The sequence below is a fragment of the Vreelandella xerophytica genome, assembly GCF_968048975.1.
On the sequence record NZ_OZ309106.1, the window covers coordinates 2,263,599 to 2,275,357 of the forward strand.

11 protein-coding genes are annotated in these 11,759 nt (G+C 61.6%); 5 read left to right on the forward strand and 6 right to left on the reverse strand.

Going from position 1 to position 11,759, the window contains the following annotated elements; all coding sequences use genetic code 11:
* Position 1: 1 nt before the first annotated feature.
* Positions 2 to 235 carry a hypothetical protein gene (locus ACWF8S_RS10780; protein ID WP_447553319.1) on the reverse strand — a complete coding sequence of 78 codons (234 nt, stop codon included), beginning with the start codon at positions 233 to 235 and terminating at the stop codon, positions 2 to 4.
* 175 nt (positions 236 to 410) lie between these two features.
* On the opposite strand from ACWF8S_RS10780, the gene ACWF8S_RS10785 reads away from it, so the two are divergent.
* The 5 genes from ACWF8S_RS10785 (at position 411) to ACWF8S_RS10805 (ending at position 5,089) form a co-directional block, all read left to right on the forward strand.
* Entirely contained in the window at positions 411 to 1,787 is a 1,377-nt protein-coding gene (locus ACWF8S_RS10785) for an aminotransferase-like domain-containing protein (RefSeq protein ID WP_447553320.1), read from the forward strand.
* A 155-nt stretch (positions 1,788 to 1,942) separates the two neighbouring features.
* Positions 1,943 to 2,857, forward strand: a complete 915-nt coding sequence (locus ACWF8S_RS10790) for a 3-keto-5-aminohexanoate cleavage protein (RefSeq protein ID WP_447553321.1) — start codon at positions 1,943 to 1,945, stop codon at positions 2,855 to 2,857.
* Positions 2,854 to 3,807: an L-carnitine dehydrogenase gene (locus ACWF8S_RS10795; RefSeq protein WP_447553322.1), complete on the forward strand. Its 954-nt coding sequence runs from the start codon at positions 2,854 to 2,856 to the stop codon at positions 3,805 to 3,807. Before ACWF8S_RS10790 ends, ACWF8S_RS10795 begins: the two co-directional genes overlap by 4 nt.
* Positions 3,807 to 4,262, forward strand: coding sequence for a thioesterase family protein (locus ACWF8S_RS10800; protein ID WP_447553323.1), 456 nt, complete (start codon positions 3,807 to 3,809; stop codon positions 4,260 to 4,262). Before ACWF8S_RS10795 ends, ACWF8S_RS10800 begins: the two co-directional genes overlap by 1 nt.
* Positions 4,262 to 5,089, forward strand: coding sequence for an alpha/beta hydrolase (locus ACWF8S_RS10805; RefSeq protein WP_447553324.1), 828 nt, complete (start codon positions 4,262 to 4,264; stop codon positions 5,087 to 5,089). Before ACWF8S_RS10800 ends, ACWF8S_RS10805 begins: the two co-directional genes overlap by 1 nt.
* Here the strand turns inward: ACWF8S_RS10805 and ACWF8S_RS10810 are convergent.
* The 5 genes from ACWF8S_RS10810 to ACWF8S_RS10830 form a co-directional block, all read right to left on the reverse strand.
* A complete protein-coding gene (locus ACWF8S_RS10810) occupies positions 5,080 to 6,027 on the reverse strand; it encodes an ABC transporter substrate-binding protein (protein ID WP_447553325.1) in 948 nt (315 codons plus the stop codon). The genes ACWF8S_RS10805 and ACWF8S_RS10810 overlap by 10 nt on opposite strands.
* A 116-nt stretch (positions 6,028 to 6,143) precedes the next feature.
* On the reverse strand, positions 6,144 to 7,115 hold the full coding sequence (locus tag ACWF8S_RS10815) for a GlxA family transcriptional regulator (RefSeq protein ID WP_447553326.1): 972 nt from the start codon (positions 7,113 to 7,115) through the stop codon (positions 6,144 to 6,146).
* Between the two features lie 57 nt (positions 7,116 to 7,172).
* Positions 7,173 to 8,351, reverse strand: coding sequence for an HlyD family efflux transporter periplasmic adaptor subunit (locus ACWF8S_RS10820; protein WP_447553327.1), 1,179 nt, complete (start codon positions 8,349 to 8,351; stop codon positions 7,173 to 7,175).
* Entirely contained in the window at positions 8,338 to 10,569 is a 2,232-nt protein-coding gene (locus tag ACWF8S_RS10825) for a type I secretion system permease/ATPase (protein WP_447553328.1), read from the reverse strand. The genes ACWF8S_RS10820 and ACWF8S_RS10825 overlap by 14 nt, the downstream gene beginning before the upstream one ends.
* Complete coding sequence (locus tag ACWF8S_RS10830; RefSeq protein WP_447553329.1) at positions 10,550 to 11,755, reverse strand: TolC family protein; 1,206 nt, start codon at positions 11,753 to 11,755, stop codon at positions 10,550 to 10,552. Before ACWF8S_RS10830 ends, ACWF8S_RS10825 begins: the two co-directional genes overlap by 20 nt.
* Between the last annotated feature and the right edge of the window lie 4 nt (positions 11,756 to 11,759).

An 11,759-nucleotide genomic window follows, 5' to 3' on the forward strand; every position in this document is an offset into this window, starting at 1 on the left:
GCTACTTCTCCTCACCGGTCTGCAACTGCCGCTTGGGACGAAACAGCAGCGCATTGATGAAGAACCCCAGGATAGCGCCACTCAAGCCTAGAATAAGCGGCAGCGGAGGCTGCGGTGGCGCAAGCAGGTAGCCACCCAACGTCAACGGCGTAGAAATACACAGTGCAAGCAGAAGATCTTTCCCGCTCACAGTGTCATCCCATACGCTGAGAAACCGATTCTTTTTTTCAGACATGGCGTGTCTCCTTGAATTTATTATGGATGTTTCTCTTTTAATGCAGGTCATGATGGTTAAACTCCTCTCTTATCGACAGGTACAGTTACATAAATTGTACGAGGTACTGTACCCTTGAAAAGAGAGGTACACTTGCTGGGTCGAATTATTCATGCTCGTTTCAGGAGGCGCTACCTTGTCCAAATCCAGGCACGTGGCCGATACCATCCTCAAGGCTATCGAAGAGGGTCGCCTCACCCCAGGCGCAAGGCTTGCCTCCATACGAGAAGCTGCTCGCCAGCATGGGGTTTCAAAGAATACGATTGTGGATGCCTATGACCAGCTGGTTGCGCTGGGCAGGTTACGCGCCCGGCGAGGGGCAGGTTTTTTTGTCGAAAAGCCGCCAACGCTTGAAGTGGTCGAAAAGACCGGGGAGTTGAGCGAAGCGGTAGATAGCGTCTCGTTACTAAGAGAGCAGCTCGTAGGCAATTTCCAGGTTCGCGTCGGTGACGGCCGCGCACCGGCAAGCTGGATGGGGGGCGTTGCATTGGCCCGCCAGGCCAAACGGTTGATCACCAGTGCCGATAACGATATCGAATATGGTGTGCCCCAAGGGTACCCACCACTACGCGAAACCATCGCCCGCATATTGACGGGCCGCTCGATCCACGCGTCCCACGATCAAGTGCTCATGACATTCGGGGCAAATCATGCGTTTGACCTGATCATCCGCCACTTCGTCGCGCCCGGCGACAGCGTCTTGATTGAAACGCCAGGCTATTACCCCCTGTTTGGCAAGCTTCGTCTGGCCCGGGCCAAACTGGTAGGCGTATCGAGAAGCCATGAAGGGCTGGACCTTGACGACCTGGAGCGCAAGATCAAGCAGTACCGGCCCGGTCTTTTCTTCTTACAACCCAATGCGCACAACCCGACAGGCTCGACGCTGCCGCCCAGTCAGCTTTATCGGCTGCTTACCATCGCCGAGCGCTATAACGTGGTACTGGTCGAGGATGACGTATTCGGTGATCTTCTTCCTCACGGCAGCGCTCACCTGGCGGCTTTGGACGATCTCAACCGGGTTATCTATGTAGGCAGTTTCTCGAAAACCTTGTCGACCGGGGTGCGTGCCGGTTATCTGGCAGGTAGCCCCGCGCTTGTCAACGCACTTACCGATATCAAGATGCTGACCGTCGTCAACACCTCCACCTTCAATGAACGCCTGATTAACGAGATGATCGGCCATGGGCGATATCGCCGGCATCTGGTTCAACTGCGTGAGCGTATTGCCAAAGCAAGCGTGAGTGCTTCATCGGCGTTAAAAGACGCTGGTATTCATCATAAACAGGGGTTGAACCAGGGCTACTATCTATGGGGCCACCTCCCCCATTCCATCAGTACGCTCCAGCTCGCCAAGCAAGCCTCGGATGAAGGGATCTTCATCGCGCCCGGGGCGATCTTTTCGCTAAGGCCCAATGGCCCGGACGCCTCGGCGATGCGTGTCCATATCGCTTATGCCAACGATCACCGATTCCTGGATTTTACCAAGCGCTATTTGGCTGAACGGTTAACGTAATCACCACGCCCGACCAGCACACCCGCATCTGCAAGGGGCGTTGCACGCTTTATAGCAAATGTCCGAAAAAGCCTATCATTGGTCGCCTTTGATCAACTTAAAACCGCTAGTCGCTCCATACTGACGCCTGTCATGACCCAACAAGGGAGCGAGCAATGAATCGCAACGTCATTTTGACCTGCGCGGTGACCGGCGCAGGGGACACCCCCGGCAAGAACCCGAACGTGCCGGTCACGCCAGCGCAGATAGCCAATGACTGTATCGCCGCCGCCAACGCCGGGGCGAGCATTGCCCACATCCACGTGCGCGACCCGGATACCGGCGGTGTCAGCCATTCGCAGGCACACTTTCGCGAAGTGATGGCGCGGGTGCGCGATGCCGGCACCGACATCGTGATGAACATCACCGCCGGCGGCGGCGGCGACTGGACGCCTGATGCGAAGGACCCGACACGCGGAGGCCCGGGCACCGATATTCAAACGCCCGCCGAGCGCCACGCCCCCGTGAGTGAACTCCTGCCCGAGCTTTGCACGCTGGATTGCGGCAGCCTCAATTTTGGCGACATGGTCTACGTCAACCCCGCCGACTGGCTGCGCGAGCACGCCAGACTGGTCCAGCGCGCCGGTGTCAAACCCGAACTCGAATGTTTCGACCTAGGCCACGTCTGGTTCGCCCGTCAGCTTCAACAGGAAGGCTTGATTGACGGCGACCCGCTCTACCAGCTCTGCCTGGGCATCCCCTGGGGAGCCGAGGCGGATACCGACACCATGTTGGCCATGCGCAACAAACTACCTGACAACGCCCAGTGGGCCGCCTTCGGTATCGGCCGCCAGCAAATGCCCATGGTTGCGCAGTCCGTCCTGTTGGGCGGCCATGCCCGCGTGGGGCTTGAGGATAACCTCTACCTGAAAAAAGGCGTGCTGGCGAGCAACGCTCAGCTGGTGGAGCACGCCGTCGGACTGATCGAAAACCTGAGCGCCCGGGTCATGACACCCGAGCAGACCCGTGCCCATTTGGCGCTTCGCGACCCGCACGCGCCTAAGCATCAGACCCCGCGAGGTGAAGCATGAAACAGCTTTCAGTGATTGGTACCGGGGTCATCGGTAACGGATGGATCGCCCGGGCGCTGGCTCAGGGCTGGAATGTCGTCGCTTTCGACCCTGACGCGGGCGCCCCCGAGCGGACCCGCGCGTTTGTGGCGAATGCCTGGCCTTCGCTTGAAGCGGTAGGCCTGGAGCCAGACGCACGGCAGACGCGTCTACGTTTTGTCGATAGCCTCGAAGAAGCGGTTCAAGGCGCGGACCTGATTCAGGAAAACGTGCCCGAACGGTTGGCACTAAAGCGCGAGGTGCTGGCCACTCTGGATCAAAACGCTGCTGAAGACACGCTCATCGGCTCGTCAACCTCGGGGTTCAAACCCAGCGAGCTTCAAGCCGGGTGTACCAAGGCGCCTGGTCGTGTGATCGTCGCCCACCCCTTCAACCCGGTTTATCTGTTGCCGCTCGTCGAGCTGGTGGGCGGAGAGGCCACCCAAACGTCTCATATCGAAAGAGGTCAGGCGCTTTATCAGTCACTGGCCATGCGCCCGCTAGTGGTGCGCAAGGAGATCGAGGGGCACATTGCCGATCGCTTGATGGAAGCCTTGTGGCGCGAGGCGCTTCACCTGGTGAACGATGGGGTGGCCACCACCGAAGAGATCGACGCTGCGGTGGTGTACGGCTGCGGGCTTCGCTGGTCGTTGATGGGCACCTTTTTGACGTTTCATCTGGCAGGCGGCGAACAGGGAATGCGCCATATGCTCGAACAGTTCGGCCCCGCCTTGAAACTTCCCTGGACCAAGCTGGAGGCGCCCGAGCTTACCGATGCGCTGATCGATCGCGTGGTGGAAGGCTGCGAACATCAGGCCGCCGGTCGCTCGGTCGCTACCCTGGACCGGCGTCGCGATGACTTTCTGGTGGACCTGCTCGGGCTTGTGCAGAAATACTGGCCCGAAGCCGAAGGCCTGAAAGGACGCATCTAATGATGATTTACAGCACGTGCGTTGCGCGGGAATGGGTCGACTACAACGGCCATATGAACGACGCCGAGTACGCCAGGGTCTTTTCCCTGGCAGTGGAGGCCTTGATGGCGCATATCGGTCTGGACCAGCCAGGCCGCGAGACACATCACTACACGCTCTATACCCTGGAAACGCATCTTTGCTACCGGCGCGAGGCCCACGAGGGTGAGCCGCTTGCCGTCAAGCTGTCGCTTCTGGATCACGATGCCAAGCGCCTGCACGTATTCTTCGAATTGCTCGATAACGAACACGGCGTGCTGGCCACCAGCGAGCAGATGCTGATGGGGATCGACCAACAAGGCGGACGATCGGCGCCCTTTCCCGAGGTGATCGCCCGCCAGATAGCAACGCTGCCCACGATAGGTGACGGCGCCTGGCCCACGCTTGCCGGGCGGCGAATAGGTATTTCCCGGTAATGGACATCGCCGCCTTTATCGAACGCTTTCAAGTCGGGCTGGCGAGCCTGGAGACGCTGCCGATCATCAAGGCGCGAGCACGTTACGAAGCGCTTTGCCACTCCTTCGCACCTCCAGATCCAATGGGCATGACGGTGGTGGACGAGCAGGTGGCCGGCTCACGGGTCAGGCGCTTTCGCCCGGCGGTTAGACACACCGGCACAGTCGTGTTCATTCACGGCGGCGGCTTCACGCTGGGCTCGGTGAAAAGCCATCACGGTATTGCGATGGATCTGGCCAAGCGCCTGGAGCGTGAAGTGATCAGCATCGACTACCCGCTGGCCCCAGAGGCCCGCTATGGCGACATGCTGGCTTGCTGCTACCACGTGATGACCCGGGTGGGGCCTTTCGCCCTTGTCGGTGACAGCGCGGGCGCCCGCCTGGCCCTGGAATGCGCCGCCTGGCTCAGCCAGCCCCCGCTGCTGGGGCTGATCTACCCGCCGGTCAATGGCCTTACCCGGCAAACGCTGGGAAACGATGCGCCGTTACTGAGCCGTCAGGACGTGCTTGGCTTGACCCTTCTTTGCCCGGCCCTGGGTTCGTGTGCACCGACGCCGCGACCGGCCTGCTCCATGGAAATACTCAGCGTCGAGCACGACCCTCTCACTGCCCCGCTGGAACACGTGGTTGATGAGTGGCGCCTGGAAGGTGGCGACGTGGGTTATCGCGTGGCGCCTGACATGGTGCACGCAGCACTTCACGCCCACGCGTGGTTGCCCGAAATGCAAGACGCCTGGCAGGATTTCTGCCAGGCGTTGACGTACCGCTTGAACGCGCGTTATTCGTAGGCGGCTCTGACGGCTTCGATAGCCGGCGTACCGTCCTTGGCGTTCACTCCCTCAAGCCAGGTTTCAACGGTGTCCAGATGGGTGGTGATCCAGTCGCTTGCCACTTCATCGGCGGGGTGATCCTCGAAACTGTAGCCGTACACCCATTCGTTCTGATCCTCGATAGCCACGACATATTGAGAAAGAAAGCGGTGAAGGTCCGGATCCTCTTCGGCCAGACTAGCCGGCACTACGGTCCAAACGGTACTTTCGATCTGCGCAACGCCTGCCTCATCGGCGTCGTCCAGATAGGCCAGATCGAAGCTCACGTTCATCCAGTGGGGTTCCCAGCCGACAAAAGTCACCCACTCTTCGTTTGCTATCTTCTGCTCGGCCTGGGCCAGCATGGCCGAGGTCGAGCTTTCCCGCAGATGCCATTCTCCAAGCCCCGCCCGGTCGTTGTCGATCGCGGCCAGAATGGCGGTATTGATGCCGGTGCCCGCCTCGATACCCTGAATCTCACCGTCAAAGCGCTCACGGTGGGCATCCAGGTCGGCCACCGAGGTCACACCGGCGTCATGCACATAACGGGGCACCACCAGCCCCGAATTGGCGCCCTGGATATTGGATACGAGCTTCTCGACCTTGCCCGTCTCGACCAAGGGTTCGATCATATCGACCTGTACCGGGTACCAGCCGCCCAGGTACACATCGATATCATCCCGGGTCAGGCCTTCCAGAATGACGCTGACCGCCAGGTCGCGTTGACGGGTCTCGTACCCCATGGCCTCCATCAACTGGGCGGCCACTTCGGATTTGACGGTGACACCCGGCCACGGCGGCACGCCAAAGCGCACCTCATCCAATGCACCCGCCGCGGGTGCGGCCATCACGAATGAAGCAAGGCTCAAGGCACTGAGCGTGAAAGGGGTTTTCCAGTCGCTAAGTCGTACTTTCATGGTCGTTACCTTTGCAAGAGCTAGAGCGCCAGTCTGACGATCAAGCCAAGAAAAGAACGACACCAAGCGACATTACCCAGACAGTTTACGACACGCCACTCGCTAGGCAGCTTTCGCTAGACACTCGCCTGGCGACGCGCCTGAATCGGTGAATAGCCGAACTGGGCGCGAAAAGCCCGGGCAAAGCTTGAGCTCGAGCCAAATCCACAGGCCACGCCGATGGCCAGTACGCCCATGTCGGTCTCGGTCAAAAGCCGGTTGGCGCGCTGCAGACGAAGCGCTTGATACCACTGACGAGGCGAGGCGCCAAGTTCCTGTTCGAAAAGGCGCTGCAATTGACGCGGCGAGACCCCACTTCGCCTGGCAACGTCGGTCAGCGCCAGCGGCTCTTCCAGATGACGCTCCATCAGTGCCACCGCCTCCACCAGCCGTCGGTTATGGGTGCCCAGTCGCCGCGCCAGCGACATACGCTGCTGGTCGTGGCGGCTTCGCAGACGCTCATGGATCAGTTGCTCGGAGACTGCCACCGCAAGCTCGGAACCGTGGCGTCTTGCAATCAGCTCCAGGGCCATATCCATGGCCGCCGCCCCGCCGGCGCAGGAAAAGCGCCGCTCGCCCAGCTCGAAAAGCTCATCAGACGTCTCGATGGTGGGAAAGCGTTCGCGAAACGCTGGCAAACTCTCCCAGTGAAGCGTTATCCGTTCGCCTTTAAGCAGCTCAGCCGCGGCGAGCAAGAACCCGCCGGTATCCAGAGCGCCCAGAGCGCATCCGGCCTGGTCCAGACGATGCAGCCACCCTGTCAGCGCACGGCTTATATGAGTATCCGGCTCAAAGCCGCTGCAAAGCGCCAGCGAGGCAAGATCGAGCTCGTGGCCCATGGGCTGATCCACCAGCAACGTCATGTCGTTACTGGCCGTCACCGGCGCGCCGTCGCAGCTGAACAGCGGCCATTCGAAAAGCGTCTGGCCGCTTATTCGATTGGCGATACGAAGAGGCTCCACCGCAGAGAAAAATGCCATCATGGAAAAACGGGGCAATAGTAAAAATCCGATACGTTCGGGTAGTGGCCCCGAATAGTGCAAGCGCACGTGGCGTTCCTCTCTTCTCAAGCGGTTGAAAAGACGTACAAACCGTTCGCAAGCATATCAGTAAAGCCGCGCCTTGATGATCGGCTTCAACAGATAGCTCAAAAGCGAGCGCTTGCCGGTCTGAATATCCACATCGGCGCGCATCCCGGGGCGAATGGGCAGGGTTTCGCCGTGGCGCTGCAGATGTGTTTCATCGGTGACGATCAGCACTTCGTAAAAGGCTTCAGTGCCCCGAGGGGTCTCTTCGTCGATGGTGTCTTCGCTGATCTGCTCGACCCGGCCCTTGAGATCGCCGTAGATGGTGTAGTCGTAGGCGGTGATCTTGACGCTGGTCGGCATGCCCGGGGCCACGAACGCGACATCCTGAGGCTTGACCCGGGCCTCGATCAAAAGCCGGTCCTCGATGGGTGTGATCTCCATGATCGGCTCGCCGGACTGGATGACCCCGCCCAGTGTCGTCACCAGAATATCGTTGACCCGCCCGCGTACCGGGGAGCGTATTTCAGTGCGGGTAAGCTGGTCGCGTCGCTGCATCATGATCTGCTCGAGAGTACCCAGTTCGGCCTTTTTGGTGGCAAGCTCGGTATAGGCATCCTGAACGTAGGTGTTGCGAAGCTCCGCCAGGCGCCCGGCCAGGCCGGCCATGGTCTGGCTGAGCTTCAGGGATTCCATTTCACTGACCGAGCGGCTTTGCACCAGCGGCTCGACCAGCGCGAGCTGGCGCCGGGCCAGCGCGATCTCTTCATTCAGCGAGCGCTGGGCCTCGGAAAGCCGGCCGCGTCGGGCGTTGAACAGCGCCTGTTCCGAGCGGGCGAGTTCGCCCTCGGGGTCGATGCCTTCCGGGAACTCGATATCCGACTGCTCCAGCACTTCAGCTTCCAGGCGTGCAATGGCCGCCCGGAGCACCTTGATCTGGCTGAGTGTTTCCAGGAACGCACTTCGAAAGCGCGTGTCATCCAGTCGTACCAGGGGCTGGCCAACCTCCACGCGGTCCCCCCGCCCCACCAGAAGCTCGGAGATGATACCGCCTTCGAAACTCTGGATCGTCTGCAGCCGGGTAAAGGGCACCACCTTGCCCTCGCCCTTGGTGACCTCGTCGATGGTGGCCCAAGCGGCCCAGCCAACGAATGCCATCAAGGCAAGGAGGCTGACCCACAGGATGATATGGCTGCGCCGCGGCGTCAGGGTCAAACGCGGGTCGCCTAGTTCACGGCGAATCGTTTCACTGGGGGTCATGGCGGCGCACTCCCTGAGGTTTTCTGGCCGGCACCTTCACCTGGTTGTTGTTGACCACGCTCTCTACCGGGCCATCCATTGCAAGCCTGCCTTCACTGAGCACCACGGCGCGCTGGGTCAGGGTCAGAAGCGATGACTTGTGGGTGGAAAGAATCAGCGTGCGCTGTTCAAGCCACGTGCCAAGGGTCTGGATCACCCGGCGCTCGTTGGTCTGGTCGTAGGCGGCGGTGGGCTCATCCAAGAGCACGATGCGCGGATCCTGCAACAGCAGCCGGGCAAGCCCGACGGCCTGGCGCTGCCCACCGGAAAGGCTGTTATTGCCCTGCAGGGGTAGATCCAGCCCGTGGGGGTGGCGCCTGACAAAGCTGCCAAGCCCCACCGACTCGAGCGCATCCAGCAGCGCCTCGTCGCTATGCGCCTGGCCGTCCAGCAGCAGGTTCTCCCGCAGCGTGCCGTAGAAAAGGGCGATGTCCTGGGGCAGGTAACCGATGGCGCGACGTTTGTCGGCGGGCTCGAGCTGGGCAATATTGACGCCGTCGAGCAGGATTTCCCCGGCGTCGGCGTCGCCAAGTCCTGCCAGAAGACGCAAGAGGCTGGATTTACCCGCACCGTTGCCGCCCAGCAGCGCAATACGCTCGCCAGCGGCAATAGTGAGCGCGTCGATATTCAGCGCCAGCGGCCCATCCTGCTGGTAGCTGAGTTTCACCCCATCCAGCTCATAGGCGCCTGCAAGCGTGGCCTTGTGTACGAAACTGCGGCCTTGCGGGCGCTCGACGGGCGCTTTCATCACGTCATCCAACCCCTCGAGCGCCACCTTGACATGCTGCCAACGGGTGAGAATGCCGGCCACCTGGCTCATGGGGGCGATAGTGCGCGAGGCAAGAATGGTGCAGGCAATCAATGCCCCTACCGTCAGCGCGCCGGCGCTTATCTGGTAGACGCCGACGATCACCACACCGATATAGCAAAGTTGCTGTACGAAGGCGGCGCCGAAACTCAGCGTGGCGCTCAACGAGCGCATGCGCACTCCGGCATCGGCAAGCTCCGCCGAGAGCGAATCCCATATCTTCAGATGGCGTCCTTCCGCGCGCGTGGTCTTGACCGTTTCCAGGTTTTCCAGGGTTTCGAGCACTACGCCTTGGCGAATCGCGCCTTCACGCAGGTTCTGGCGCGCCAGCGCCGCCAGACGCGGCTGGGCGAGCAGCCCCGGCAGCACCATCAAGAACACCGCCGCCAGCGGTACCCAGGCAATCGGGCCGCCGATATAGGCGATCACACCGATAAAAAGTGCCACAAACGGCAGATCACTGATCGCGCCGATGGTCGAGGAGGTAAAGAACTCCCGTACCGATTCGAACTCGCGAAGCTGGCTGCTGAAGGCGCCGGTAGAACCCGGCTTGGCGGACAGGCGAAGCTGCATCACCTGTTCGAACAACCGTGACGAAAGGTCAAGATCGAGCCGCTTGCCCGTGGTATCGATCAGCCGGGCGCGCAGCACGCGCAGAACGAACTCGAACGTGGCGGCCAGCGCTACCCCGCTTGCCAGAATCCAGAGTGTATCCAGGGCATTATTGGGCACCACGCGATCGTACACCTGCATGGCGAAGATGGCGGTACCGATCGCCAGAAGATTGGCCATCAAGGCGGCAACGCCCACCTCCATGTAAGTCTTCCACTGTCGGCGCACCGGCCCTTTCAGCCAGTGTTCCTTGCGTTCGCGAGCGAAGCTGCCGGCGCGGCTATCGGCCCGATACGCCTGTCTTGCCACCACGGCCACGCCGCTATAGCGCCGGGCAAGCGCTTCCATGGGCAAGCGCTCTTCGCCGCCCCCGGTTTCCGGCACCAGGATGACGGCCTCGTTTCCCTGGTGCTCGACCAGCAGACATACCAAGCCGTTTTCCAGCAACAACAGCGCAGGCAGCAGCCCCTCGCTCAGGCGCGACAATGTCAGCTCGACCACACGCCCGGCCATGCCCGCCCGCTTCAAGGCGCGGGGAACAAGCGGCAAGGGCAGGCGCCCCTGCTCCAGCGCGAAGCCATCGGTCAGCTCGACCGCGGTGGTCGGCCTGCCCAGGTGACGGCAAAGCAGTGCCAGGCCGTCGTTGAACGCCTCACCTGCCTCGCTATTACCTGCCTGACTATCACTTACCTGACTATCACCTGCCTGACTCTCGTCTGAACGGTGATCACTTTCATGGCTATCGCCCCTGCGCTGCATGGCGGGTCCTCAAGAGATGCTCCATCTCATGCTGGGTAGTGGTCATCAAGGAATACAAAAGTCCTAGCTGGGCCGCAGCGCGGTACTGCATGCGCAGCCGCTCGGTATCGAGTTCTGCGAGCTGGCGCTCGGCCTCGAACGCGTCGCGTTGAAGGCTCAGCAGGTCAAACACGTCGCGCAGGCCGACGGTGAACTGCTCTTCGTACCCCCTGACCACGCTTGCGGCGTTGCCCAGCTGCGCTTCCAGCGCCTGCTGGCGCCACCCCAGGGCTTCATGATTTTCAATGAGCGAGGTCAGGGAACGGCCGAGATCACGCCGGGCGACCTCTACCCCCCACCGCGCCGCTTCCAGCCGCTGCTGGGCAGACTGCGTTCGGCGCAGGTTGGAAAGCCCCTGAAACGTGTCCATACGCAGGCGTAGCGCCACGACGGTATCATCCTCCATGGTGCCGCCGATTTCACGGCGCAGTACCGAGCCTTCCAGATTGAGTTGCGGCCTGACCGCGGCGCGGGCCTCTTGCGTGCCCGCCCTGGCCTGGGCGATGCGCTCTTCCCCCTGGCGAAACTGGGGCGAGGCAAGAATGGCACCTTCCAGCACCTCGGGTGAATCGCGCAGAAACGCGGTCAGCGCCGGGGGCTCGGGCAGCGTCATGTCCTGTGGGTCCGTGCCTACCAGGCGGCGAAACTGGAGCACGGCATCACGTCGCTCGCCCTCTTCAAGCGCCAGCTGCTCCCGGGCGCGGGCGATTTCAAGCGCGGCCCGGTCGCTTTCGGTACGATCGGCATAGCCGATCTCGCTGCGGGACGCGGCAAGGCGCGCAATCCGCTCCAGCGCCTCGATATGTCGCTCGACCACCGCTTCCCGACGTCGGGCACTCATCACATCCAGGTACACCTCGGCGATATCCAGCGCCGCCTCCTCCGACACCAGCGCAAGCTCTTCTTCGAACTGGCGATGTGTGGCCGAGGCGCCTTCCACCTGGCTGCTCACCCGCCCCCAGTCGTAAAGGGTCTGGCTTGCGGTCAGGTCATAGCCGAAGTTGCTCGTCGAAAAGCCCTCCGGCCCGGCCGAAAGCCCCACGCTCGGCCAGTAGCCGTCGCGGGCGATATCGACTTCCGTTGCCGCCTCGTTGAGCTGTTGTTCGGCCTGGGCCACCAGCGGGTTGATCTGGAGGCCGCGACGCACAGCC

Coding starts and splice junctions, on each gene's coding strand:
- ACWF8S_RS10800 (WP_447553323.1), top strand. CDS start 3,807: ATGATGATTTACAGCACGTGCGTTGCGCGGGAATGGGTCGACTACAAC.
- ACWF8S_RS10790 (WP_447553321.1), top strand. CDS start 1,943: ATGAATCGCAACGTCATTTTGACCTGCGCGGTGACCGGCGCAGGGGAC.
- ACWF8S_RS10795 (WP_447553322.1), top strand. CDS start 2,854: ATGAAACAGCTTTCAGTGATTGGTACCGGGGTCATCGGTAACGGATGG.
- ACWF8S_RS10780 (WP_447553319.1), bottom strand. CDS start 235: ATGTCTGAAAAAAAGAATCGGTTTCTCAGCGTATGGGATGACACTGTG.
- ACWF8S_RS10810 (WP_447553325.1), bottom strand. CDS start 6,027: ATGAAAGTACGACTTAGCGACTGGAAAACCCCTTTCACGCTCAGTGCC.
- ACWF8S_RS10825 (WP_447553328.1), bottom strand. CDS start 10,569: ATGCAGCGCAGGGGCGATAGCCATGAAAGTGATCACCGTTCAGACGAG.
- ACWF8S_RS10805 (WP_447553324.1), top strand. CDS start 4,262: ATGGACATCGCCGCCTTTATCGAACGCTTTCAAGTCGGGCTGGCGAGC.
- ACWF8S_RS10820 (WP_447553327.1), bottom strand. CDS start 8,351: ATGACCCCCAGTGAAACGATTCGCCGTGAACTAGGCGACCCGCGTTTG.